The sequence below is a fragment of the Phaeobacter sp. A36a-5a genome, assembly GCF_037911135.1.
Lineage (GTDB): Bacteria > Pseudomonadota > Alphaproteobacteria > Rhodobacterales > Rhodobacteraceae > Phaeobacter > Phaeobacter bryozoorum.
The window spans coordinates 430,571-455,371 of sequence record NZ_JBBLYU010000001.1; the positions used below are offsets into that span (position 1 = coordinate 430,571).

Genomic DNA, 24,801 nt, shown 5'->3' on the forward strand with positions numbered 1-24,801 from the left:
ATCGAATGACCGGGGGCTGATGCGTCAATCAGCGCTGGGGCTTGGGCGTGGCCGTGCTGTCTGACGTCGCATCGAAATCACTGCGAACCAGCATTCCGCCCGCCGCGCGGGCCACGGCGCCGGACAGCTCCAGATCGGTGAGCGCCGGTGCCAAATCACGCGAGGGGATCGCCAGATCGCGGACCAGTTGATCCTCCGCCGTCGGGGCGGGGCCGAGCCGGTCGAGGATCTGTTGGTGCAGCGCTGCGGTGTCGCGCAGATTGCGCCGCTCCTTCGGTGGTGGCGGCAGTTCGGTGAGGCGGGCACTGGCGGCAGCCTCCGGCGGTGGCACCGGGCGATCCGACAGTTCCGCCACCACACGGTGCGACAGATCCATTGGCGGCAGCGCCTCGATCACGTCCTGCGCGTTGCGCACCAGCTGGGCGCCGTCGCGGATCAGCATGTTGCAGCCAGCCGCGCGGGCATCAAACGGATGGCCGGGCACGGCCAGCACGTCACGGCCCAGATCCAGCGCATCGCGCGCGGTGATCAAAGAGCCGGATTTGGCGGCCCCCTCGACCACCACCACGGCCTGCGCCGCCCCTGCGATAATGCGGTTGCGGGCCGGAAAATGCCGGGCTTTCGGCGACATGCCCGGCGGGTGTTCGGAGATCATCAGCCCCTGTTCGGCAATATCCCCGGCGAGGCGGGTGTTTTCGGTCGGGTAGATGACATCAACACCACCTGCCATCACGGCGCAGGTGCCGGTGCGCAGGGCCGCCATATGTGCGGCGGTGTCGATCCCGCGGGCCAGCCCGGAGATGATGCAATAGCCCGCTTCGCCCAGGTCCCGTGCCAGCGCGCGGGCCATGCGCACCCCAAGGGAGGAGGCGTTGCGGGCGCCGACGATGGCGATGGTGGGCTGGTGCAGCAGGGCCGGATCGCCAACAGCCCAGAGCAGGGGCGGGGCGTCGCGCAGCGCGGCCAGATGTGAGGGATAATTGGCCTCACCAAAGCACAAAAGCCGCGCATTGGCGGCTTCTGCGGCCTTGATTTCGGCGAGTGCCGCATCGACAGAGCATGTTTCATACCCTTTAATGCCAGCGGCGCGTGCCATTTCAGGCAACGCGGATAGCGCGTTCTGCGCTGACCCATATTTCGCGAGGAGACGGTGAAACGTCACCGCGCCAACACGTCTTGAGCGCAACAGGCGGAGCCAGGAAATCCGAATATCTTCCGTGGTGGGTGGGAGTGGGGGGTGAGTGGAAGAATGTGCTTCTTCGGTCATCCTGCGCTCCGCCTTGTTGCAAGACTATGATTAGCTCTTGAGTGGTTAACAGGTGATGAACATAGAGAATTAAAGGCAATATTTTTAAAAAACTCAATTCTAACACGTTCTACTGCAAGTAAAATTTCGCAACCTTTGGGCGTTTGACCGTGCTGCGGGGGGCCTTGCAGGGCCGCTGTGAGACTGCTGCAAATCGTAAAATCAACGAAAAATGCCGCCGAGTCGGTTGGTTAGCGACACGGCGGCGATTCTGATCTTAGGTCTGATGCGTATGGGGGGATGAGGTCAGGTGGCGGAACCGCCAACGGTCAGCCCGCCCATCAGGACTGTGGGTTGCCCCACGCCGACCGGCACCCATTGCCCCTGCTTGCCGCAATTGCCCATGCCGGGGTCCAGCGCCATGTCATTGCCAAGCGCGCGGATCTTGTTCAGGGCCGTGGCGCCATCGCCGATCAGGGTTGCCCCCTTCACCGGTGCGCCGACCTTGCCGTCCTTCACCCGGTAGGCCTCGGTGCAGGAGAAGACGAATTTGCCATTGGTGATGTCCACCTGACCGCCGCCAAAGCCGACAGCCCAGATGCCATCCTTGATGGAGGCCACCAGATCGTCCGGGTTGGCATCGCCGCCCAGCATATAGGTGTTGGTCATCCGTGGCATCGGCGCATGGGCATAGCTCTGACGGCGCCCGTTGCCGGTGCTCTCCACCCCCATCAGCCGGGCGTTCTGTCGGTCCTGCATAAAGCCGACCAGCTTGCCGTCCTCGATCAGGGTGGTTTTCTGGCTGGGGGTGCCTTCGTCATCAATGGTGATGGAGCCGCGTCGGTCCGGGATGGTGCCGTCATCCAACACGGTCACGCCCTTGGCCGCGATCTGCTGGCCCATCAGACCTGCGAAGGCCGAAGAGCCCTTGCGGTTGAAATCGCCTTCCAGCCCATGGCCGATGGCCTCATGCAGGAGGATACCGGGCCAGCCGGGGCCAAGCACCACATCCATTTCCCCGGCCGGGGCGGGCACCGCCTCAAGGTTCACGCAGGCAATACGCAGCGCCTCGCGGACCTTGGCCTGCCAGTCTGCGGGCGCGACCAGACCATCCAGCCCGACGCGGCCACCGCCACCGGCAGAGCCGCTTTCGCGTCGACCGTCCTGTTCCACGATCACCGAGACATTGAGCCGGGTCATTGGGCGCACGTCCCGCACCCGGGTGCCATCGGCGCGCAGGATCTCCACCTCCTGAAGCGAAGCCGCCAGCGCGGCAGAGACCTGCACCACGCGCGAGTCCTGATCGCGGGCAAAGGCGTCGATCTCGCGCAGCGTCTCTACCTTTACGGCAAAGGGCATAGCGCCAATCGGATCATCCTCAGTATAAAGTCTGGTGTTGGTGCGCACCGGCGGCGGGGCCATGGTGCCGCCGCCATCGCCCACGGCGAGCCGTGCGGTCTCGGCCGCGCGCTTCAGACCGGAGATCGAGACATCGGTGGAATGGGCATAACCGGCCACCTCGCCATTGACGGCGCGCAGTCCGAACCCCTCGGCAGCGTCATAGCTGGCGTTGCGCAGCCGCCCATCGTCGAACACCAGCGCCTCCGACTTGCGCCGTTCGACGAAAATCTCGCCATCATCGGCCCCCGCGAGCGCCTGACGCAGCACCCCCAGGGCCTCGTCCTCGGGCAGGGTGGTTTCAAACGGGCGGAAGGCTGCGGTATCCATGGTTTGACCTCGGTTTTTTTGATCTAAATCAAGAAAGCGACGCTTTGACGCGAGCATTCCTCTTTAACTGCACGATGGAATATGATTTTTAGCAGCGTCAAAGACAACGGGTCCGGCGCGTTTTGTGGAATCAAACTTCCGACATAGGACGTCGGCGCAGGAATAACTCGATCAACCGATCAACTGATCAGGACATGACATGAAGAACGCTTTGATGCTTTCAGGCCTTTTTTCGGGCCTCTCGAGCCTTCCAGCTATCGCGCAAGACGGTCTGGAAACCATTGGCAAGCCGGTTGACGGCGGCCTCGGCTTCCAGCCCGCGGCGACCGAGCTTGCCGAAGGCATCCATTCTCTGGATTACATGATTCTGGTGATCATCACCGCTGTTTGTGTGTTCGTTGGCGGGCTGCTGCTCTATGCGATCTTGCGCTTTAACCGTCGCGCCAACCCGAATGCGTCACAGTTCACCCACAACACGCCGATTGAAATCGCATGGACCGTTGTGCCGATCCTGATCCTGGTCTTCATCGGGTCCTTCTCGCTGCCGGAACTGTTCCGCCAGCAGGAAATCCCCGAGGGTGACCTCACCATCAAGGTGACCGGCTACCAGTGGTACTGGGGCTATGAATATGTCGACCACGAGTTCGGCTTTGAAAGCTTCATGCTGGCCAAGGAAGATCTGGCAGCCAACGGCTATGCCGAAGACGAGTATCTGCTGGCCACCGACACCGCCGTCGTTGTTCCCGTTGGCAAGACCGTCGTGATGCAGGTGACCGGCGCGGACGTGATCCACTCCTGGACCATACCGGCCTTTGGTGTGAAGCAGGATGCGGTTCCGGGTCGTCTGGCCGAACTGTGGTTCAAGGCTGACAAGGAAGGCATCTACTTTGGTCAGTGCTCCGAACTCTGCGGCAAGGACCACGCCTATATGCCGATCACCGTGAAAGTGGTGAGCCAGGAGGCCTATGACGCCTGGCTGGAAGGCGCGATCGAAGAATACGCCGGTCTGCCCCAGTCCTATCAGGTCGCCTCCAACTGAGCGACACGACAGGCGCTTGCCTTCGGGCGGGCGCCGCCTAGCTATCACGTGAAATCGGATCGGGCCGCGCCACGTCGCGCGCCCGCTTTGGCAAAGATTGTTCACGATCAAAAGAGAGCACCATGACTGACGCAAGCATCAACGCCAGCACCGTCCAGCAGGGGGACGCGGAGTTCGGGGATTATTTTGCCCTGCTCAAACCGCGTGTCATGTCTCTGGTGGTGTTCACGGCGCTGGTGGGTCTGCTGGCCGCGCCGGTCGGGGTGCACCCTGTCATCGGTTTCAGCGCCATCCTGTTCATCGCCATCGGTGGCGGTGCCTCCGGCGCGCTGAACATGTGGTGGGACGCCGATATCGACCAGGTGATGAAACGCACCAAGAGCCGCCCGATCCCCGCAGGCAAGGTCGAACCGGGCGAGGCACTGGCGTTGGGGCTGGCGCTGTCGGGCCTGTCGGTGATCATGCTGGCGCTGGCGACCAACGTGTTTGCCGGGGCGTTCCTCGCCTTCACCATCTTCTTCTATGTGGTGATCTACACCATGTGGCTGAAACGGGCGACGCCGCAGAATATCGTCATCGGCGGTGCCGCGGGGGCCTTCCCGCCGGTGATCGGCTGGATTGCAGCGACCGGCAGCATGGCCGTTGAACCCTGGCTGATGTTTGCTCTGACCTTCATGTGGACACCGCCGCATTTCTGGGCGCTAGCGCTGTTCATGCGCTCGGATTATGACGATGCGGGCGTGCCGATGCTGACCGTGACCCATGGCCGCCGGTCGACCCGCAAACATATTCTGATCTACACCGCCCTGCTGGCCCTGCTGGCTGTTGGCACCGCCTTCTCCGGCGTTGGTGGCCCGATCTATCTGGTGGTGGCGCTGGTGCTGAACGCACTGTTCCTGCATGGCGCTTGGAAAATCTCGCGCCGCGATGAAGACGACAGCGAGGCCGACAACTTCAAGGTGGAGCGCAGTTTCTTCAAGCTGTCGCTGCTCTACCTGTTCCTGCATTTTGGCGCGATCCTGGCCGAGGCGGTTCTGAAACCCTACGGATTGGGAGGCTGGTAATATGAGCCTGCGCAAAGAACATGAGCTGCACCAGAGACGTAAGGGACGCAATATCGGTGTCGGCGTTCTGCTGGGGTCTTTTGTGGTGCTGGTGCTGGCGCTGACCATCGTCAAGGTCACATCGGCGGGGTTCAAATTCCCGAACGCCTCCGCCGCAGAGCAGAGTGAGGGGCAGGGCTGATGGCATTGCAGGGACCACAGAAAACCGTCGTACAGCTGGTTGGTGTTGTTGTCCTGATGGGCGGCCTCGCCTGGGCATCGGTGCCGTTCTATGACTGGTTTTGCCGGGTGACCGGCTTTGGCGGTGTGACGGGCGTTGCCGAGAAGGGGTCGGATACCGTTCTGGATCAGACCATCACCGTACGCTTTGACGCCTCCAAGGAACGCAACATGCCGTGGGAATTCACCCCGGTTGAGCGTGAGATGAAGATCAAGATCGGCGAGACAGGGCTGGCTTTCTACGAGGCCTACAACCCCACCGACCGCCCGGTCGCGGGTCAGGCATCCTATAATGTGACGCCTTATTCGGCTGGTGCCTTCTTTGAGAAAATTGCCTGCTTCTGCTTTGAGGAGCAGGTGTTGCAACCGGGGGAGCGGGTCGAAATGCCCGTGACCTTCTTTGTCGATCCCGAAATTGTCGAGGATCGTGACGGAAAATACGTGCATACGATCACGCTGTCGTACACATTCTATGAAATCGATCTGCCAGAAGGGTATGCCGCCCTTGAAACCGGTGATACAGCCGGGGCAGGCACAAACACGAACTAGGCCGCTTTGGTGAGGGACACTTAAATGGCGCACGCTAAAAATCACGACTATCATATTCTTCCGCCGTCGATCTGGCCTCTGCTCAGCTCGCTTGGCACGTTCATCATGCTGTTCGGTGCGGTTCTGTGGATGCACGGGATCACCGCCTATGCGTTCTGGGGCGGCTTTGTCATGGTGGTCTACAGCGCCTATGCCTGGTGGGCAGAGGTTGTCGCCGAGGCGCGCCAGGGGGATCACACCCCAGTGGTGCGGATCGGCCTGCGCTATGGCTTCATCCTCTTTGTGATGTCCGAAGTGATGTTCTTCTTCGCCTGGTTCTGGTCGTTCTTCAAACATGCGATCTACCCGATGGAGACCTATGTCGGCACCGCCTATGCAGCGCCCGAGATCTACCCGGTCGATGCTTTCCACCTGCCGCTGATCAACACGCTGGTGCTGCTGCTGTCGGGCTGTGCGGTGACCTGGGCGCACCACGCGCTGGTTCACAACAACGACCGCAAGGCGCTGATCCAGGGTCTGGCCATCGGCATCGTTCTGGGCATCTTCTTCACCTTCCTGCAGGGCTATGAATATGCCCACCTGCTGCACGAAGGCTGGCAGTTCGGCGGCGATGAGTTCTACTCGAACTTCTTCATGGCGACCGGTTTCCACGGTTTCCACGTGATCATCGGCACCATCTTCCTGACCGTCTGCCTCATCCGCGCGATGAAGGGGGATTTCACCCCCGAGCAGCACGTGGGTTTTGAAGCCGCCGCCTGGTACTGGCACTTCGTTGACGTGGTCTGGCTGTTCCTCTTCGTGGCGGTCTACGTCTGGGGCACCGCCGGTCTCGCCCACTAAGGGCATCGCCCGAATTGTAACGGGTACAGGTTTAAGGTTTCGAATCCCGACCTGACCCCGTAAGACATGCAGCGCGCGGAGCCATGCTCCGCGCGCTTTCTCATTCGCAAGGACGGCGCGATGCGACGGTTGATCTTTCTCTCCCTTGTTGGCGGTCTGGGCCTCATGGCGCTGCTGTCGCTGGGGATCTGGCAGATCCAGAGACTGGAGTGGAAAGAAGACCTGCTTCAGACCATCGAGGCGCGCATCGCCGCTGCGCCGACGGCGCTGCCGCTGACCCCGACCGAGGAAGACGACCGTTACCGTGCCGTCATAGTCCGCGGTCGGATCGAGCCGGGCGAACTTCATGTCTTCTGGGTGACCAAGGCGGCAGAGACCGGCTATCGCATCATCGCCCCTCTGGTGACGGAGGAGGGCCGCCGCCTGCTTCTGGACCGCGGGTTCATTGCCTCCGCCGCCAAGGAGCGCGCGCGCGCGTTTGGTCCGGTCACGGTTACCGGCAACCTGCTGTGGCCGGATGAAGCCGACTGGACCACACCGGCCCCCGAAGTTGACACCAATATCCTCTATGCCCGCGATCTGGCCTATATGGCAGAGCGGCTCGACACTGAACCGGTGCTGATTGTGGCCCGCAGCGTCGCCCCAGATGCAGCGGTGACACCACAGCCGGTGACCACGGCGGGCATTCAGAACAATCACTTGCAATACGCGATCACCTGGTTTTCGCTGGCCCTTATCTGGGCCGCGATGACCACTTATTTCCTGTGGCGCTCGCGCCCCAAATCCGAAGGCTGAAGCGATGAAATATATCTCGACCCGGGGCCAGGCGCCCGAGCTGACCTTTGAAGATGCCATGCTGACCGGGCTTGCCCGTGACGGCGGTCTTTACGTGCCGACGGAAATCCCGACCATGTCGAAGGATGAGATCGCGGCCCTTGCCGGTCTCTCCTACGAGGAGGTCGCCTTTCGCGTGATGCGCCCCTTCCTTGGGGATTGCTTCACGGATGAGGAATTCCGCGGCATCATCGCCCGCGCCTATGACGGCTTTGGCCACGCCGCCCGCGCGCCGCTGGTGCAGCTGGCGCCGAACCATTTCCTGCTGGAGCTGTTTCACGGCCCGACGCTGGCGTTCAAGGATTTCGCGATGCAGCTGATCGGCCAGCTGTTTGAAACCGCCCTGAAACGGCGCGGCGACAGCGTGACCATCGTCGGCGCCACCTCCGGCGATACCGGATCGGCGGCGATCCAGGCCTTTGGTGGCTTGGAGGCGGTCAATGTCTTTATCCTCTATCCGCATGGCCGGGTGTCCGAGGTGCAGCGCCGCCAGATGACCACGCCCACCGATTCCAATGTGCATGCGCTTGCCGTGGATGGTGACTTCGACGATTGCCAGGCCGCGCTGAAGGATATGTTCAACGACTTCGACTTCCGCGATGAGGTGAAACTGGCCGGCGTGAACTCGATCAACTTTGCCCGCGTGCTGGCACAGGTGGTCTATTACTTCACCTCCGCCGTGTCGCTGGGCGCGCCGGAGCGCAAGATCAGCTTCACCGTGCCGACCGGCAATTTCGGCGACATCTTTGCAGGTTTCATCGCCAAGCAGATGGGCCTGCCCATCGACAAGCTGGTGGTCGCCACCAACCAGAACGATATCCTGCATCGCTGCCTGAGCGGGCAGGGCTACCACAAGGGCGAAACCATTCCGTCGATCTCCCCGTCGATGGACATCCAGGTCTCGTCTAACTTTGAACGCGCGCTGTTCTATGCCTACGGGCAAGATGGCGCGGCAGTGGCTCAGCTGATGGAGGAGCTGAAGACAGGCGGTTTCGAGGTGAGCAAGGGCGCCATGCAGGCCCTGCAGGAGCATTACGTGTCCGGTCGCTGCTCGGAGGAGGAAACCTCCGCCACCATCAAATCCGAACGCGCCGCCTCGGGTGAGCTGCTCTGCCCGCATAGCGCCATCGGCGTGAAAGTCGCCAATGAACAGCGTGACACATCGGTCCCGATGGTGACTCTGGCCACCGCCCATCCGGCGAAATTCCCGGCTGCGGTCGAGGCTGCCAGCGGCGTTCATCCGCCTCTTCCCCCGCGCATGGCAGATCTGTATGACAGATCGGAGCGGGTGACGCGGATCGCCAATGATCTGACCACTCTTGAGACACATATCAGAAAGCACATCGCGAATTGACAGTTCAACAGCACCAACTCGCCAACGGGTTCAGGATCGTCACCGAAACCATGCCGGGGCTGCAATCTGCCGCCATCGGCATCTGGGTGACCGCAGGCGGGCGGAACGAGCGGATCGAGCAGAACGGCATCGCTCATTTTCTTGAGCATATGGCGTTCAAAGGCACCAAGCGGCGCAGCGCGCTGGAGATTGCCGAGGCGATCGAGGATGTTGGCGGCTATATCAACGCCTACACCAGCCGCGAAGTGACCGCCTATTACGCCCGCGTGTTGCAGGAGGATGTACCTCTGGCGCTGGATGTCGTGGCCGACATCGTTCTGAAACCGGTGTTCGACCCGCGCGAGATCGAGATTGAGCGTGGCGTGATCCTACAGGAAATCGGTCAGGCGCTGGATACGCCCGATGATGTGATTTTCGACTGGCTTCAGGAAGAAAGCTATCACGATCAGCCCATTGGCCGCACCATCCTTGGCCCCGCCGAACGGGTGCGGGCCTTTGGCCGCGAAGATCTGGAACGCTTTGTCTCGGAACATTATGGCCCCGGCCAGATGATCCTTGCCGCCTCCGGTGCGGTGGATCACGATGCTATTGTCAAACTGGCCGAAGAGCTGTTTGGCAAAATGCCCCCCAAGACGTTGATTATGCCCGCAGCGGCCAGCTTCACGGGCGGTGAGGCGCGCCATGAAAAGGCGCTGGAACAGGCCCATATCGCACTGGCGTTTGAGGGGCCGGGCTACCGCGACGATGCGATCTATACCGCGCAGATCTACTCCAGCGCACTGGGGGGCGGCATGTCGAGCCGCCTGTTCCAGGAGGTGCGTGAAAAACGCGGGCTGTGCTACACCATCTTTGCCCAGACCGGCGCCTATGCCGATACCGGCACGCTCACGCTATATGCAGGCACCTCCGGCGATCAGCTGGATGAATTGGCTGGCATCACCATCGATGAGATGAAGCGCGCCGCCAGTGATATGAGCGACGCCGAGGTGGACCGGGCTCGGGCGCAGATGAAGGCGGGGATGTTGATGGGGCTGGAAAGCCCCACCAACCGCGCCGAACGGTTGGCACGGCTGGTGCAGATCTGGGACAAGGTGCCGCCGCTTGAGGAGACCGTGGCGCGGATCGACGCGGTGACCACTGCCGATGTGCGCGCCATGGCCGAAGAGATGGCCCACCGGGCCTCGATGGCTTTGGCGCTCTATGGTCCGGTGGGCGATGCCGCCCCGCTGGCCGCTCTGCAGGAGAGGCGCGCGGCCTGATGTTGCTGACCGGACGCAAGGTGCGTATCGAGACCGAACGCCTGACTCTCAGGCCGCCGGTTCATGCGGATTTTCGCGACTGGGCGGCGCTGCGCCAGCACAGCCAGGGCTATCTCACCCCGTGGGAACCGAGCTGGGCGGCGGATCACCTGAGCCGCAAGAGCTTCACCAATCGGGTCTATTGGGCGCGCCGGGCGGTCAGCTCCGGTTCGGCGCTGCCGCTGTTCCTGATCCGGCGCAGCGATCAGCTGCTGATCGGGGCAATCACCCTCGACAATATCCGTCGTGGGCCTGCGCAGGCGGGCACATTGGGGTATTGGACCGGTCAGCCCTTTGCCCGCCACGGCTATATGCGTGAGGCGATCGGGGCCGTGGTGCATCACGCCTTTACCAAGCTGGACCTCAGCCGGATCGAGGCGGCCTGTCTGCCGGAAAACGCCGCCTCGCGCGGGCTGTTGGAGAGTGCGGGCTTCAAATATGAAGGTGTGGCGCAATCCTATCTGCAAATCAACGGGCGCTGGCGTACCCACGTTCTATATGCTTCCCTGCGCCATGACCGGCGCGGACGCACGCAGGTCGGCCAGGCCTGAGGCCGCGGCGCGCGCGGTCAACGCGAGGGCCGACCCCACAGCACGGCATTAGGAGAGATGCGTATGACCCTGAACCCTGCGGACACCGGTTTTGTCGACCATCTGCGCGCGGTGCTGCCTGCCGATACCCTGCGCCCGGCTGAACCGCGTTATCTGGAAGAGCCGCGTGGCCGCTATCACGGGCAGGCGGGGGTCATCGCCCTGCCGCGCAGCACCGACGAGGTCGCGACGGTTCTGCGCGCGGCCCATGCAGCCCATGTGCCGGTGGTGCCCTATGGCGGCGGCACCGGACTGGTCGGCGGTCAGATCATGGGTGCCGGGGGGCCGGCGCCGCTGGTGATTTCGCTGGAACGGATGACCGCCCTGCGCGGAGTTTACCCGCAGGAGAACGTTATCGCGGTTGAGGCGGGCATGATCTTGGCCGACGTGCAACGCGCCGCCACCGAAGCGGGCCGACTGTTCCCGCTGTCACTCGCCGCCGAGGGCACCGCCCGCATCGGCGGCACCCTTTCGACCAATGCCGGCGGCGTCAATGTTCTGCGCTACGGCAATGCCCGCGATCTCTGTCTGGGACTGGAAGCCGTGCTGCCAACCGGCGAGATCTGGCAGGGCCTCAGCCGCCTGCGCAAGGACAACACCGGTTATGATCTGCGCAACCTGCTGATCGGGGCCGAGGGCACGCTGGGCATTATCACGGCAGCGTCGCTGAAACTCTCCGCGATTCCGGCCGAACAGGGCACCGCGATGCTGACAGTGGCCTCGCCCGCGGCGGCGATTGATCTGCTGGCGATGGCGCGGGACCAGCTGGGCGAGACGATCAGCGCCTTCGAACTGATCCACCGGCAGGGGCTTGAGTTCCTGCGCGAAACCCTGCCAGATCTGCGGCTGCCCTTCAGCGACCTGCCGGACTGGTGCGTGCTGATTGATCTTGGACTGCCGCAGGGCAGCGCCCCGCAGGATGCCTTGGCGCAGCTGTTTGAGACGGCGCTGGCAGCGGGGCTGAGCAGCGATGGCGTCATCGCCCAGTCTGAGGCGCAGCGGCAGGCGCTATGGTCGGTGCGCGAACATATCCCGGAAGGCAACCGCCGCATCGGCTCGGTCTCCAGCCATGATATCTCGATCCCGATTTCGCGCATCCCCGATTTCATTGTCGAAGGTGGCAAGCGTCTGGCGGCTCTGGGAGATATGCGGATCAATTGCTTTGGCCATCTGGGCGACGGCAATCTGCATTACAATGTCTTTCCGGCGCAGGGGCGGGACCGCAGCGCCTATGAGCATCTGCGCGATGAGGTGAAACGCTGCGTCCATGATCTGACCCATGACTACGGCGGCTCGGTCAGCGCCGAACATGGCATCGGGCGGCTGAAGGTCGCCGATCTGGCGCGATATGGCGATCCGGTCAAACTGGCGGCAATGCGGGCGATCAAACAGGCGCTTGATCCGCATGGCATCATGAACCCCGGCGCGGTGGTGCCACTGGCAGACTAGGCAGTGGTGGTACCGTCGTTAGGCCGGTTGCATCCGGGGCCGCGCCGGTCGGCTGCGCATCAGCAGCAGCACCATGATCGCGATGTTGAGCCCGTTCCACAGGATCCCGTTCACAAAGGCCAGCTGATAGGACCCGCTGACGTCGTAGATCCAGCCGGACATCCAGCCTCCCAGCGCCATGCCGAGGATGGTCATCATCATTACGAAACCAACTCGCGTTCCGGCTTCCTCTGGGGGCATGTATTCCCGCACCACCAGCGCATAGCTGGGAACGATCCCGCCCTGCGCCAGGCCAAAGATGGCGCTGACCAGATAAAGCGAGACCATGCCGTCATAGGGCAGGTATAGAAACAGCGCGATACATTGCAGGATGGAGCCCACCAGCAGCGTGCGTACGCCGCCGAACCGATCCGCGACCAGCCCCGAAATCACCCGGCTGACCACGCCGCCCAGCAGCATCAGCGACAGCATCTCGGCGCCCACCGTGGGGCCGTAGCCCAGCCCGACGCAATAGGCCACGATATGGACCTGCGGCATCGACATGGCGACGCAGCAGCCAATACCGGCCAGCCCCAAAATCCACTGGAGCTGGCGCGGAGAGAGCCCGGCCCGGGCCGCGTTGCTGGCGGATGCGGCTGCGCTGTGGCCCAGGGCGTCCACCGGGATGCGCCGCCGCAGCACCACGGACAAAGGCACGACCACCAGCAGCGTGACCATTGCCAATGTGGCGTAAACGCTGCGCCAGCCGCTTTCGGCCAGCATATCGGCAAGGGCGGTCGGCCAGATCGCCCCGGAGAGGTAGTTGCCACTGGCCACCAGCGCCACCGCGATGCCGCGCCGCCGCTGGAACCAATGCGAAATATCGGCGATCAGCGGACCAAACCCCGCTGCCGTGCCAAGCCCCAGAAACAGATGTGCCGCCGACAGCCAGAGCATATCCGGCGCCAGCATCGCCAGCCCGTAGCTCACCGCGCTGAGCGCCGCCGCCGCGCAGAGCGCCAGCGTGATGCCAAACCGGTCTACCAGACGGCCAATCACCAGATTGCCAACGGCAAAGCCGATCATCGTCAATGTATAGGGTAGCGACGCCGCCGCACGGCCTGCGCCAAACTCGGCTTCGACCGCAGGCATCACCACAATCACCGCCCACATGCCGACATTGGCGACGGTGGCAATGGCCAGCGTCACCAGAAGTCTGGTCCAGGAGTAGCGGCTGTCGAGGATTGCGGATGTAGACATGTCGGCACGCTAGGAGACGCGCCGACATGCTGCAACGATAATAACGCCTGTTACCGGGGGAGAGAGGCCTAAAGGCTGCTATCGTTGCAAAGGGTCTCGGCAGCGACGTCTCGGGCCGCCGCTGCCGATGGTGGCGCTGAGGCATCCCGCGATCCGAAAGGAAAAAGATCGCCGGGCTGCGTTCACGCCACCTGTGGGTGGTGGCCGCGCGAACCGCTTCGCTGGCCGACCCACCCGTAGGCTCAGGGCATGATCACGGTATCAATGACGTGAATGACGCCGTTTTCAGCCTCGATATCGGCGGTCACCACCTTGGCCTCATCGACCATCACGCCGCTGTCCAGATCAATGGTGATTTCGCTGCCCTGAACGGTGGCGGCCTTCATGTCATCGACCAGATCACCGGACATCACCTTGCCTGGCACCACGTGGTAGGTCAGGATCTCGATCAGCTTGTCCTTGTTTTCAGGCTTCAGCAGTTCTTCGACGGTGCCCTCGGGCAGGGCGGCAAAGGCGGCATCGGTCGGGGCAAACACGGTGAAGGGACCGTCGCCTTTCAGGGTGTCGACCAGGCCAGCAGCTTCAACAGCGGCGACCAGGGTCGAGAAGTCACCGGCACCCGCAGCCGTGTCAACGATGTCCTTTGCGTGACCACCGGCAAAAGCCGAGGTGGTCAGGGAGAGAGTGGCGGCGGCGGTCAGAAGTGTCTTGCGGATCATGAGTACAGTCCTCTGTCTGGGTTACCTGCCTGTGTCGGCATTGACGGTATTACGGCGAGGTCTGCGGTTTGGATCTGGCGGGTTTCCGCCACCTGCATGTTGACAAGAAAAGCGCGCCGCCTAAGCCGCGCGCTTTTAGAATTTCCACTCACAATTATGTGATTGAACGCTGGGTGCTCTTTGCAATTAAGGGGTGATCCAACCCTATTTGCAGAGGCTCAGGCGCCTTCGAATTCGCAGAGCACGGTGACATCCATGCCCAGATCTTCGAGCACCTTGCGGCCGCCAAGCTCCGGCAGGTCGATGATGAAGGCACAGGAGACGATCTCACCGCCGAGCCGCTCGATCAGCTTGATGCCCGCCGCCGCGGTGCCGCCGGTGGCCAGAAGGTCATCGACCACCAGAACCTTCTCTCCGGGCTGGATCGCGTCGTCATGGATCTCCATGATCGCCTCGCCATATTCCAGCTTGTACTCCTGGCTGATGGTGGTGCCGGGCAGCTTGCCCTTCTTGCGGATCGGCACAAAACCGACGCTCAGCTGGTGGGCGATGGCGCCACCAAGGATGAAACCGCGCGCCTCAAGCCCGACAACCTTGTCGATCTGCTCGCCCGCATAGGGGTGCAGCATCTGGTCGATCGCCATGCGAAACCCGCGCGGATCGGCAAACAGCGTGGTGACATCGCGGAACATGATGCCCTCATGGGGGAAATCCACGATGGTGCGGATGTAGTCTTTGACAGCAGTCTTGCGGGCCATGGGGTGTCCCCTTTTTGGTCGTCTGGAATGGGTCGTCTGATCTCTGGCGCCTGCGGCCCCTAGCGGGCGACGCGACCAATGATATGTCGCTGATGCTCTTGGCGCAGGCAAGGGGGCGGATGGGGTGGCTGCTCTCAACCGGCGCGGCTGTGGCCTTTCGGAACCAGCGGCGGAGGCGATAATCAACCGTTACCAGACCGGGCGGTCGGTATGCCGAGGCCGCCTCGGCGGCCCCGGCAGCCGGTCAGCCCAGAACCCGTGCGGCAACCGCATCCAGTTTGGCCAGAAGCGCGGCATCGCGTTTTTCCGGCGCCGTCATGATGGCATGTTCCAGCGCGCGGTCGCAGCCATGCGGGCAGGCCACGCGGGTCGCCCCCAGCAGCGCAGGCAGCCGCTGCACCAGCGCACGGCCCTTGGCGGAATTGCCGGTCAGGGTGGCGATGATGTCGGTGATCTCCACCGCGCCATGATCCGGGTGCCAGCTGTCGAAATCCGTCACCATGGCGATGGAAGCGTAGCAAAGCTCAGCCTCGCGGGCGAGCTTGGCCTCCGGCATATTGGTCATGCCGATCACGTCGCAGCCCCAGCTGCGGTACATCTTGCTTTCGGCCATGGAGGAGAACTGCGGCCCTTCCATACAGAGATAGGTGCCGCCGCGATGCACAGTGATGCCCGCGTCCCGCGCCGCGGTCTCTGCCGCATCGGACAGCCGCTCGCAGGTCGGATGGGCCACGCTGACATGCGCCACGCAGCCGGTGCCGAAGAAGCTCTTGTCGCGCGCGAAGGTGCGGTCGATGAACTGATCGACAGTGACAAAATCCCCCGGCGCCATCTCCTCGCGGAAGGAGCCGCAGGCGGAGATCGAAAACACATCCGTGACGCCGAGCCGTTTCAGCGCGTCGATATTGGCCCGGTAGGGCACTTCGGTCGGCGAATGCACATGGCCGCGCCCGTGGCGGGGCAGGAAGGCCATTTTCACACCATCGAGGTTGCCGGTCAGGATCTGATCCGAGGGCGCCCCCCAGGGCGTCTCAACCGAGACCCATTCTGCGTTTTGCAGCCCGTCGATGTCATAGAGGCCCGAGCCGCCGATGACGGCAATCATTGTTTCCTGTGTCACGTGTTCTGTCCCCTGAAGCTGGTCCTTGCCGTTCTGCCCGAGGAGGCCCCGGTTTGACAAGCGCGACGGGGGATTTGATTGCTGCCGCCCTGTGGGCGGTAGCAAGGCCTTCGGCGAGAGTATTTGGAGAAAGATGACAGGCGGGCGCTATTCGCGCCGGATGGTCCCGGTCAAAGCCGCCGCGCCAAGGGCGGTGACGATCCAGCCTGCAAGGGTGAAGACCCAGCGTGCCCACCACAGGATCACACCCGCAGGGCCACGGGTGGTGGAGGGTGCCCAGGCCTCGGTCTGGCCGAAGTCGATGATCGGAACCACGACGTCGGCGGCATAGGCGATGGCTGAGAAGCTTTCCCAGTCGCGGCCGGGAATGGTTGTCTCGCTCCAATGACCGGCGGGCTTCGCAGATCGGTCACTGCGGATTTGAGGGTTCAGATCGCACATAACACGATCTGGTGAAGCTCGAGAGCTGGCGGCGATGCGCTTTTCATCTGCTGGGGAAAGCTCGCCTTCCTGCATCGTCCTTAAATCCGTTATCTTGTTGGCGCCTTGCATCACATATTCTCCAATTCCAATTATGAGAACCGTCCGATGGATTGTGGGCCAATCAAAGCGAGGCGAGTGGTTAAGTGCTGCTAAACTCTTAAGTTGAATGTCAGCAGCGCTGCCGCAATGTTTCGCGTGCGAAACATTTGGACAGGAGGGCTGACCTGTTGGGCGCTGAGCGGGCGGTAACGGGGGCTGCCCTTGCCCCACTGGCGGAATTCCGCTAGGGGCGGGCGCTAACGATACCCTTTCCCGATCACAGGTGACCCCATGACCCGCGGCATTATGGCGACGCTCGCCAAACAGATTTCACCGCCCAATCTCTCCATCATGCAGGACGAGGGCTTTACCGTGGGCCGTGTGCGCACCGAATTGCTGTCGGGCCTGACCGTGGCGCTGGCGCTGGTGCCGGAGGCGGTCGCCTTTGCCTTTGTGGCGGGCGTGCACCCGCTGGTGGGGCTTTATGCGGCCTTTATGGTCGGGTTGATCACCGCGGTGTTCGGCGGGCGGCCCGGGATGATCTCGGGTGCGACCGGCGCGCTGGCGGTGGTGATGGTGGCGCTGGTGGCGCAGCACGGGGTGGAATACCTCTTTGCCACCGTGGTGCTGATGGGGATCTTGCAGATCTTTGCAGGTGTCATGCACTGGGGGAAATTCATCCGGCTGGTGCCGCATCCGGTGATGCTCGGCTTTGTGAACGGGTTGGCGATTGTGATCTTCCTGGCGCAGCTGACGCAGTTCAAGGACCCGGACAATACCGAGGCCTGGCTGGCAGGGTCGCAGCTGATCATGATGTTGGGGCTGGTGGGGCTGACCATGCTGATCATCTGGGGCACGCCCAAGATCACCGCCATCGTTCCGGCGCCACTGGCCGGGATCGGCATCGTGGCGGCACTGGTGATTGCGCTGGGCATTGACGTGCCGACGGTGGGCGATATGGCCTCGATCAAGGGCAGTTTCCCCTCCTTCCACAATCCGTTTGGCACGGGTGAAGGCCTTTACGGCACCGCGCTGGCCCCCTTCACGCTGGAGACGCTGTGGATCATTCTGCCCTATGCGGTGATCCTCGCGGCGATCGGCCTGATCGAGAGCCTGCTGACGCTGAACCTGGTTGGTGAAATCACCGGCAAGCGGGGCGGGGCAAGCCAGGAATGTATCGCGCAGGGGGCCTCCAATGTGGTCACAGGCTTCTTTGGCGGCATGGGCGGCTGTGCGATGATCGGCCAGTCGATGATCAACGTGAAATCCGGCGGTCGGACGCGGATTGCGGGCATTGCTGCGGCGCTGTTCCTGCTGGCGTTTATCGTGGTGGCCTCGCCGCTGATCGAGCAGATCCCGCTGGCGGCGCTGGTGGGCGTGATGTTCATGGTGGTGATCGGCACATTTGCCTGGAACAGCTTCAAGGTGATGACCAAAGTGCCCATGATGGACGCCTTTGTCATTGTGCTGGTGACCGTGGTGACGGTGATGACCGACCTTGCGATTGCGGTGGTTGTGGGCGTGATCGTCTCGGCGTTGGCCTATGCCTGGAACAACGCCCGCCGCATCCACGCCTATACCCGCGAATCCGCGACCGACAAGGGCGCCAAGGTCTATGAGATCGAGGGGCCGCTGTTCTTTGGCTCGACCGACGGGTTCATCGAGCTGTTCGATGTGGCGAATGACCCGGATCATGTGATCGTGGACTTTGCCCGCAGCCGGGTGGTGGACCAGTCGGCGCTACAGGCGATCGAGGCGCTGGCGGGCAAGTATGAGGCCGAGGGCAAGGCGCTGGTGCTGCGGCATCTGAGCCGTGATTGCCATCAGCTTCTGACCAAGGCCGGGCATCTGATGGTCGATAGCGACGATGACCCTGACTATGCGCTGGCGGTGGACTACTCGGTCAAGACCGGGATCCTGGGCGGCCACTAAGCTGTCCCGTGGCATCTGAAAGAAGAAACCCGCGACACCATCGGCGTCGCGGGTTTTCTCGTTTTACGGTGATTGAACGGCGCTCTCGGGCAAAGCTTGGTCAGTCCGGTGCCAGGGTCTCCAGCATGTCGAGGTCACCGGACAAGAGCGCAGGTTCAGCGCGCGAGATCAGGTCGGCGGGCCAGTCCCACCATTTCAGGCCAAGCAGGCGCGCGATCTGCGGTTTGGTGAAGCGGTAGCTGTGGACGGTGCCGGGGTTGCCGGTCACGATGGCGTAGGGCGGGATTGACCCGCGCACCACCGCACCGGCACCGATGATGGCGCCATCCCCGATCCGCGCCCCCGGCAGGATCATCGCGCCATAGCCGATCCAGACATCATCGCCGATCACCGTGTCGCGGGTATCGGGCTGAAATCCGGTCATCTGCGTCTGATCGAACACCGGGAAAGGATAGCAGCTGAGCCCGTCCTGCGCGTGATTGGCAGAGGCGGTGATGATGCGCACGCCCTCGGCGATCTGGCAGAATCTGCCGATCACCACCCGCTCGCGCGATCCGGCAAAGAGATAGGGCGCCAGACGGCTGGCCCAGTCCGACGGCGGTTCAAAGGCGGAGGCATAGGTGAAGGCGCCGATGGTGAAATTCGGGTGATCAATCGCCTCCGACAGCATCACCGTGCCGGCATGGGCGCTGCCATCGGGCAGGGTGATCGGATGGCGTTTCTTTGGGTCGGGTAACGGCATTTCTGGGCCTCATTCATCCGGGCGGGTGAGGGAAAACAGATCCCGCACCACAGAGTAGTCACGGTAGCCAAGGCGCGCCAGCGGCTGGAAGCGGGTCACATCGAAAGTCCCGTCGATCAGGCAGCTGTCGTCGAGATGGACGCCGACCACCTCACCAAAGACCACCTTGTTGGCGGTGCCGGGAAGGGTCACGATCTGCGTCAGGCGGCATTCCAGCGCAGCCGGGGCGGCGGCGACACGACCGCAGGGAATGGTTTCGCAGGCGGCCATCTCCAGACCCGCGTGGGCAAATTCATCCACCCCCTTCGGCAGGGCTGCGGAACTGGCGTTCATTGCATCCCGCAGCGCGTAGGAGACAACATTGACGCAGAACACGCCGGTTTCGGCGATATTGGCCACGCTGTCCTTGGTGCCGTCCTGATCGTCCTTGGCCGAGGTGGAGGCAAACATCACCTGCGGCGGTTCATAGGCGACGGCATTGAAGAAGGAATAGGGCGCCAGATTGTTGGTGCCATCGGCCGCACGGGTGGAAATCCAGCCAATGGGGCGCGGGGTGACAATGGCGTTGAACGGGTTGTGCGGCAGCCCGTGGCCGCTCTCGGGTCGGTAGAACATATGCTGGTCTCCAAGTCTGAGCCGGGCCGGTAGCCTGCTGGTATTGCTTGCGGATCCGGCTGCCGGGGTTTGCCCAAGGCTTACGCCCGTGTTAGGGCGATGACCAGCCTGCGTGAAGAGTTTGCAGCGCGCTGTGGGGCAAATCCCTCGGTGGTGCTGGGCTGGTCAGCGGGCGGTGACGGCGACGGGCGTGGAGGCGGGCGCGTGATTGAGTTGAAGGCAGAGCAGCCCGAGGACCGCTGGGAGGTCGAGGCGCTATATGACCTGTGCTTTGCGCCCGGTCGCGAGGCGCTGTCGTCCTATCGTTTGCGCGACGACGTGCCGCCGGTCAGCGGGCTGAGCCAGGTGGCGCGCGATCAGGGCGGTATTCTGGCCGGGGCGATCCGCTTCTGGCCGGTGCGGATTGGTGAGGCGGGCCTGCCGGCGCTGCTGCTGGGGCCGGTGGCGGTTCACCCGACCCATCAGGGCGAGGGGCTGGGCGGCGCCCTGATCCGCGACAGTCTGGCCAAGGCGGAGGAGCGCGGCTGGAGCAGGGTGCTGCTGGTGGGCGATGCGCCGTATTACCGGCGCTTTGGGTTTTCGCTGCTGCCCGCGGTCGAGATGCCGCCGCCGACCAACCCGGAGCGGGTTCTGGGTCTGGATCTGGCGGCTGGCGGCTGGGCCGATGTGCGCGGCAGGGTTCTGCGCTGGAGCGGGCCGCAGATCCCCGGCTGATCGGGGCTGATCGGGGTGGATCGCAGGCGCAGGTTACCGAGATCTTGAAATACGGGCCGGGAAGACAAACATTTTTTTGGCAACATGAGGTATGCCATGACCGAGATCCTGACCCCTGATACTGCCCTGACCACGCCGCTGGACGCTGCTGCGGTGGAGGCGGAGCTGGAGGCGCTTGCCAAGCGTTACCGCGCCGCCGGTGGGCTGGGCATCCAGATCCTGAACCTGCTGGGCGGCTCGGTTGACGGGCTACTGGACAAATTGCCTGCGCCGGTGCGGAGCCGGTTGAACGGCGCCACCGAGCAGGCGTTGCAACTGGCGATGCAGGGGGCCAGCGGATCGCGCCGGGTGGTGCCGGATCAGCCGGCGGCGGTCAACCGCGCGGTCAGCGCCGCGATGGGCGCGGCGGGTGGCATGGGCGGTTTGCCCGGAGCATTGGTCGAGCTGCCCGCAACCACGGCCTTCCTGCTGCGCAGTATTCAGGGGGTAGCGGCCGAAGAAGGCTTTGATCCGGAGGCCGAGGGCGTGCGCTTTGACTGTATCCGGGTGTTCGCTGCTGCTGGTCCGCTGGCGGCGGATGATGGCGCGGATCTGGGGTTCCTGTCACTGCGGCTGGGGCTGACCGGGGGGGCGGTGCAGAAACTGATCGCGCAGGTGGCACCCCGTTTCAGCATGGTTTTGGGCCAGAAGCTGGCCGCGCAGACACTGCCGGTGCTGGGGGCCGTGGCCGGGGCCACGACCAATTTCGTCTATTCGGGCTATTATCAGGAAATGGCGCGGGTCCATTTTGGTCTGCGTCGTCTGGCGGTGGCGGCGGATCAGCCACATGAGACATTGGTTGCGCGCCTGCAGGACCGGTTGCTGGCACCACGGTAGCCGCCCGACCCCCGAAGGCGGTTGCCGATCTGCGGCGGTCTGATGTGGAACACCGGCAGCGGGCGCTTCTGCCCTTGCACTTGTGGGGATTGCAGATTTAATCATCCCCTCCTGATGAAGAGTGATGACGATGATACAATACGCTCTGAAATGTGCTGAAGGACACAGTTTTGACAGCTGGTTCCAGTCGGCAGCCGCTTTTGACAAGCTGGCAGCGGCGGGGATGGTGGCCTGTGCGCAATGTGGATCCAGTCAGGTGGAAAAGGCAATCATGGCGCCCCGCGTGCGCCCCGGCCGTACGGCGGTTTCGCCGGTCGGTGAGGCAGAGCTGCGTGCCGCTGCGGGGGCTGTCGCGCCGCAGCAACCTGCACCACAGGCGGCTGGAGCGCCGGGCGCGCTGCGGGCGGTTCCACCCGGTGCGGGGGCGCTGAGCACCCCATCGGGAGAGCTGGAGGCTGCGGTGGCGGAGCTGCGGCGCAAGGTTGAGAAGAATTCAGATTACGTCGGTAAGGATTTTGCCAATGAGGCGCGCGCCATGCACCTTGGTGATGCGCCGGAGCGGGCGATCCACGGTGAGGCCCGGCCGGAAGAGGCGCGGGCGCTGATCGAGGAGGGCGTGCCGGTGCTGCCGCTGCCCTTCCTGCCCAATAGAAAAACCAATTGAAGGAAGAGCATGTATGCATGTCGTCGTGACAGGAACCAGCCGGGGCATTGGCCGCGAATTGGTCGCGAAGCTGCGGGAGGATGGTCACGAGGTGACGGGCACGTCGCGCGATCATTCCTCCGGTGTGCGGCTGGATGTGACCGATCCCGGCCAGCAAGCGCGGTTTGCCGCCCAGCTGAAGGGGCGACCGGTTGACCTGCTGGTGTGCAACGCAGGTGTCTATCTCGATAAATCAATGGCGCTGGAGGATTACTCTGCCGAGGTCTGGGGCAAGACGCTGGCCGCCAATGTCACCGGGGTCTTTTTGACGGTGCAGGCGCTGTTGCCGAACCTGCGGCTGGCGGCGGATCCGAAGATCGCGATCATTTCGTCACAGATGGCGAGCCATGCCCGTGCGCCCGGCGGCAGCTATGCCTATCGCGCGTCAAAGGCGGCAGCGCTCAATATCGGGCGCAATCTGGCGACGGATCTGCTGCCGGAGGGCATCGCCGTCGGGATCTATCATCCGGGCTGGGTGCGGACGGATATGGGCGGCGAAGAGGGCGACATCTCGGTGCAGGAATCCGTCGCCGGGCTGCTGCATGAGTTTGACGTGCTGAGCACGGAAACCACGGGCTGTTTTCACACCTGGGATGGCCGCATCCACGCCTATTGAGCGTGTGAGTGAAGACCGGCTGAACAGATCGGCGCGGAAACGAATAAGGCCGGAGCATTCGCTCCGGCCTTTTTTGGTTTGCAAAGCCCCGCAGGGCGGTGGCTGGCCGTGGCTCAGTCCCAGCAGCTGACCAGAACGGTCATGCCGCTGGCCTGACGGGTCAGCGCCCCGACCGGCAAGGCGGTTGCCTCAGCGCTGGCGTCAGAGGCGGTGACCCCGGCGCTGCTCAGGGCGGCGCGCAGGGTATCGGCATTTGCCGCAAAACTGACCCCTTCTGGCAGCTGGGTGGCGCCTTTGGTCTGGCTCAGCAACATGCCCTGCACGGCGCCATCGGTGGTCAGCACCGGGCCGCCCGCATCGCCCGGCTGGCTGCTGAGTTGCAGACGCGAGACACCGGGGTTGCCGGACAGATCCTTTACATCCTGCAAGCTGCCCCAGCTGAGGCTGGGGGCGCCGAGGACGCCCTCGTAAGAGAAGCCGGAAACCGCGATATCGGACTGAAGCCGGGCGGAGGCGCTGGCCAGTTTGGCGACGGCCATCGGGGCCAGCGCCTCAACCGGGCGCAGCACGGCGATGCCGGTGGCGGTGTCGGTATAGGCGACCTCGGCCTGGTAGTCGTGATCCAGTGTCACCCGGGTGCAGCCTGCAACCACATCGGCGGTGGTCGCCACGCTGCCCTTGGCATCGACATAGAAGCCGGAGCGCGACAGGCGCGGCTTGCGCACGTCAAGGCCCGAGATCAGATCGACATTCTGCGGGGCATCGGCACCGGCGGCGGGATCCAGAACGCCGTCGATGCGTTCGAAGCTGGCCGACATCGCTGCCAGCACGCGGGCGCGCCGCTCGTCGTCACCGGTCGGCCAGACCAGCGTGAAGCCCTTGATTTCGCCATTGGCGAGCCGGGCCTCGGTATAGGAGACGATGCCATTGCCGCGGCCTTCCAGGGTGAAACTGTCGCCGCTGCGCTGGCGCGGACCGTCCAGAGGGACGATCTCCAGCGTTTGCATGATGTCGTAGAGACCGTAGAGCGTGCGCCGGTCACCTGGCTGGCTGATCAGCAGCAGCTGCGCGCCGAGATCGCCGCTGCTCTTGAACAGGGCAAAGGGAGATTCGTAGCGATCGAAGGTCACTTCACCTGCGGGGACCTGCATCGAAATCCCGGCTTTGGTATCGGTGAGGGGGGCCATGCCAACCGAAATCAGCGGCGCGTTATATTCATCCATCAGCGCCTGACGCTGGGCGGTGGTCAGCACACCGGTGGGCGCGTAGCCGCGGGCCGACTGCCAGTCCGACATGGAGCCACGCGTGCCGCGACCAAAGGCGCCGTCGATGGTGGAAGTATAGAAACCGGCGGCCTTGAGCGCGGTTTGCAGATCCATGCGTTCTTCGCGGGTGAGACGGGATTCGCTGCGGCGCGCCTCAGCCGGGGTCTCATCGGGGAGCACGGTTTCGACCGGTTCCGCCGGGGCCTGGGTCACCACTGCGGGGTCGATCGGCTCCAGAACCGGGCTTTCGACGGTGGCCTGCGGTTCGGTATTGGCGGTGGCGGCTGTCGGGTAGAACTGATTGCCGAGGTTGCTGCTTAACGCGATGAAGCTGTCGCGCGGGATCTGCCGTTCGGCGCGGTAGACCTGAAGCACCCGGTCGGCATCGCTGCGGGTATAGGGGCCAAGCAGAATGCCATACCAGCCACCGCCAAGCGAGAAGCCGGAGACATCGGGCAGCCGCGCGGCAAATTCCTGCGCTTCGGCCTGGGCTTCGCGCAGGGAGGCGCGGGCGGCAACCTGGATCCAGACCGTCTCCTGCGCGGATTGTTGGGTGCCGGTCTGGGCGGTGGCAACACCTGTAAAGGCGGATGCCAGCGCCATCAGGGACAGTGCCAGCGTAGCAATCAAACTCTTCATCAAAAGGCCTCTATCGGGGTGATCGGTCGTTGGCGCGCACATAACCACTTTCGCGCCGCGAAGGGAACTCCTCTTCGCAGGGGGAAAACCCGGCGGATGGCGCCAAATTCGGCTGATGTGGCCTCAGGGAC

At 63.5% G+C, this 24,801-nt stretch carries 25 protein-coding genes; 15 read left to right on the top strand and 10 right to left on the bottom strand.

What is annotated here, in order from left to right; translation table 11 throughout:
* Positions 1 to 28: 28 nt before the first annotated feature.
* Both dprA and tldD read right to left on the bottom strand, forming a co-directional pair.
* A complete protein-coding gene (gene dprA / locus WLQ66_RS01975) occupies positions 29 to 1,267 on the bottom strand; it encodes a DNA-processing protein DprA (protein WP_340544651.1) in 1,239 nt (412 codons plus the stop codon).
* Positions 1,268 to 1,552: 285 nt separating this feature from the next.
* Positions 1,553 to 2,974 (bottom strand): metalloprotease TldD, encoded by a 1,422-nt coding sequence (tldD, locus tag WLQ66_RS01980; protein WP_340544652.1) that lies wholly within the window; start codon positions 2,972 to 2,974, stop codon positions 1,553 to 1,555.
* Between the two features lie 199 nt (positions 2,975 to 3,173).
* Here tldD and coxB point away from each other — a divergent pair, with 199 nt between their 5' ends.
* The 10 genes from coxB to WLQ66_RS02030 all read left to right on the top strand — a co-directional run bounded on the left by coxB (position 3,174) and on the right by WLQ66_RS02030 (position 12,210).
* On the top strand, positions 3,174 to 4,013 hold the full coding sequence (gene coxB / locus WLQ66_RS01985) for a cytochrome c oxidase subunit II (RefSeq protein WP_340544653.1): 840 nt from the start codon (positions 3,174 to 3,176) through the stop codon (positions 4,011 to 4,013).
* A 122-nt stretch (positions 4,014 to 4,135) separates the two neighbouring features.
* The gene (gene cyoE, locus WLQ66_RS01990; RefSeq protein ID WP_340544654.1) at positions 4,136 to 5,077 is read left to right on the top strand and encodes a heme o synthase; all 942 of its coding nucleotides are present in this window, start codon (positions 4,136 to 4,138) and stop codon (positions 5,075 to 5,077) included.
* A gap of 1 nt (position 5,078) precedes the next feature.
* Complete coding sequence (locus WLQ66_RS01995; RefSeq protein WP_340544655.1) at positions 5,079 to 5,258, top strand: cytochrome c oxidase system small membrane protein; 180 nt, start codon at positions 5,079 to 5,081, stop codon at positions 5,256 to 5,258.
* Positions 5,258 to 5,845: a cytochrome c oxidase assembly protein gene (locus WLQ66_RS02000; RefSeq protein WP_340544656.1), complete on the top strand. Its 588-nt coding sequence runs from the start codon at positions 5,258 to 5,260 to the stop codon at positions 5,843 to 5,845. Before WLQ66_RS01995 ends, WLQ66_RS02000 begins: the two co-directional genes overlap by 1 nt.
* A gap of 24 nt (positions 5,846 to 5,869) precedes the next feature.
* Positions 5,870 to 6,685, top strand: a complete 816-nt coding sequence (locus WLQ66_RS02005; protein ID WP_340544658.1) for a cytochrome c oxidase subunit 3 — start codon at positions 5,870 to 5,872, stop codon at positions 6,683 to 6,685.
* Between the two features lie 120 nt (positions 6,686 to 6,805).
* Positions 6,806 to 7,480, top strand: coding sequence for an SURF1 family protein (locus WLQ66_RS02010; protein ID WP_340544660.1), 675 nt, complete (start codon positions 6,806 to 6,808; stop codon positions 7,478 to 7,480).
* A gap of 4 nt (positions 7,481 to 7,484) precedes the next feature.
* Complete coding sequence (thrC, locus tag WLQ66_RS02015) at positions 7,485 to 8,873, top strand: threonine synthase (protein WP_340544661.1); 1,389 nt, start codon at positions 7,485 to 7,487, stop codon at positions 8,871 to 8,873.
* Complete coding sequence (locus WLQ66_RS02020; RefSeq protein ID WP_340544663.1) at positions 8,870 to 10,132, top strand: M16 family metallopeptidase; 1,263 nt, start codon at positions 8,870 to 8,872, stop codon at positions 10,130 to 10,132. The genes thrC and WLQ66_RS02020 overlap by 4 nt, the downstream gene beginning before the upstream one ends.
* The gene (locus tag WLQ66_RS02025) at positions 10,132 to 10,722 is read left to right on the top strand and encodes a GNAT family N-acetyltransferase (RefSeq protein WP_260105589.1); all 591 of its coding nucleotides are present in this window, start codon (positions 10,132 to 10,134) and stop codon (positions 10,720 to 10,722) included. The genes WLQ66_RS02020 and WLQ66_RS02025 overlap by 1 nt, the downstream gene beginning before the upstream one ends.
* 63 nt (positions 10,723 to 10,785) lie before the next feature.
* Positions 10,786 to 12,210: an FAD-binding oxidoreductase gene (locus WLQ66_RS02030; RefSeq protein WP_340544665.1), complete on the top strand. Its 1,425-nt coding sequence runs from the start codon at positions 10,786 to 10,788 to the stop codon at positions 12,208 to 12,210.
* Positions 12,211 to 12,228: 18 nt separating this feature from the next.
* Here the strand turns inward: WLQ66_RS02030 and WLQ66_RS02035 are convergent, their stop codons facing one another.
* From WLQ66_RS02035 to WLQ66_RS02055, 5 genes are all read right to left on the bottom strand, one after another.
* Positions 12,229 to 13,449 (bottom strand): MFS transporter, encoded by a 1,221-nt coding sequence (locus tag WLQ66_RS02035; protein ID WP_340544667.1) that lies wholly within the window; start codon positions 13,447 to 13,449, stop codon positions 12,229 to 12,231.
* A gap of 242 nt (positions 13,450 to 13,691) precedes the next feature.
* The gene (locus WLQ66_RS02040; RefSeq protein ID WP_340544668.1) at positions 13,692 to 14,168 is read right to left on the bottom strand and encodes a fasciclin domain-containing protein; all 477 of its coding nucleotides are present in this window, start codon (positions 14,166 to 14,168) and stop codon (positions 13,692 to 13,694) included.
* A gap of 218 nt (positions 14,169 to 14,386) precedes the next feature.
* Positions 14,387 to 14,926: an adenine phosphoribosyltransferase gene (locus WLQ66_RS02045; RefSeq protein ID WP_008563170.1), complete on the bottom strand. Its 540-nt coding sequence runs from the start codon at positions 14,924 to 14,926 to the stop codon at positions 14,387 to 14,389.
* 244 nt (positions 14,927 to 15,170) lie between these two features.
* On the bottom strand, positions 15,171 to 16,046 hold the full coding sequence (locus WLQ66_RS02050; RefSeq protein ID WP_340544669.1) for an S-methyl-5'-thioadenosine phosphorylase: 876 nt from the start codon (positions 16,044 to 16,046) through the stop codon (positions 15,171 to 15,173).
* A gap of 147 nt (positions 16,047 to 16,193) precedes the next feature.
* A complete protein-coding gene (locus tag WLQ66_RS02055) occupies positions 16,194 to 16,487 on the bottom strand; it encodes a hypothetical protein (RefSeq protein WP_340544670.1) in 294 nt (97 codons plus the stop codon).
* A 372-nt stretch (positions 16,488 to 16,859) separates the two neighbouring features.
* On the opposite strand from WLQ66_RS02055, the gene WLQ66_RS02060 reads away from it, so the two are divergent.
* Positions 16,860 to 18,500 carry a SulP family inorganic anion transporter gene (locus tag WLQ66_RS02060; RefSeq protein WP_340544671.1) on the top strand — a complete coding sequence of 547 codons (1,641 nt, stop codon included), beginning with the start codon at positions 16,860 to 16,862 and terminating at the stop codon, positions 18,498 to 18,500.
* Between the two features lie 100 nt (positions 18,501 to 18,600).
* On the opposite strand, the gene WLQ66_RS02065 is transcribed toward WLQ66_RS02060, so the two are convergent.
* Together WLQ66_RS02065 and WLQ66_RS02070 are read right to left on the bottom strand one after the other, a co-directional pair.
* Complete coding sequence (locus WLQ66_RS02065) at positions 18,601 to 19,242, bottom strand: CatB-related O-acetyltransferase (RefSeq protein WP_340544672.1); 642 nt, start codon at positions 19,240 to 19,242, stop codon at positions 18,601 to 18,603.
* Positions 19,243 to 19,251: 9 nt separating this feature from the next.
* The gene (locus tag WLQ66_RS02070) at positions 19,252 to 19,857 is read right to left on the bottom strand and encodes a flavin reductase family protein (RefSeq protein WP_340544673.1); all 606 of its coding nucleotides are present in this window, start codon (positions 19,855 to 19,857) and stop codon (positions 19,252 to 19,254) included.
* A gap of 204 nt (positions 19,858 to 20,061) precedes the next feature.
* Here WLQ66_RS02070 and WLQ66_RS02075 point away from each other — a divergent pair, with 204 nt between their 5' ends.
* The 4 genes from WLQ66_RS02075 to WLQ66_RS02090 all read left to right on the top strand — a co-directional run bounded on the left by WLQ66_RS02075 (position 20,062) and on the right by WLQ66_RS02090 (position 22,766).
* Positions 20,062 to 20,571 carry a GNAT family N-acetyltransferase gene (locus tag WLQ66_RS02075; protein WP_340546284.1) on the top strand — a complete coding sequence of 170 codons (510 nt, stop codon included), beginning with the start codon at positions 20,062 to 20,064 and terminating at the stop codon, positions 20,569 to 20,571.
* A gap of 96 nt (positions 20,572 to 20,667) precedes the next feature.
* Positions 20,668 to 21,447 (top strand): EcsC family protein, encoded by a 780-nt coding sequence (locus tag WLQ66_RS02080; protein WP_340544674.1) that lies wholly within the window; start codon positions 20,668 to 20,670, stop codon positions 21,445 to 21,447.
* A gap of 130 nt (positions 21,448 to 21,577) precedes the next feature.
* Positions 21,578 to 22,111, top strand: a complete 534-nt coding sequence (locus WLQ66_RS02085; protein ID WP_340544675.1) for a DUF1178 family protein — start codon at positions 21,578 to 21,580, stop codon at positions 22,109 to 22,111.
* Between the two features lie 13 nt (positions 22,112 to 22,124).
* The gene (locus WLQ66_RS02090; RefSeq protein ID WP_340544676.1) at positions 22,125 to 22,766 is read left to right on the top strand and encodes an SDR family oxidoreductase; all 642 of its coding nucleotides are present in this window, start codon (positions 22,125 to 22,127) and stop codon (positions 22,764 to 22,766) included.
* A gap of 113 nt (positions 22,767 to 22,879) precedes the next feature.
* Here WLQ66_RS02090 and WLQ66_RS02095 read toward each other — a convergent pair whose 3' ends face one another.
* Positions 22,880 to 24,670, bottom strand: a complete 1,791-nt coding sequence (locus tag WLQ66_RS02095; RefSeq protein WP_340544677.1) for a serine protease — start codon at positions 24,668 to 24,670, stop codon at positions 22,880 to 22,882.
* Between the last annotated feature and the right edge of the window lie 131 nt (positions 24,671 to 24,801).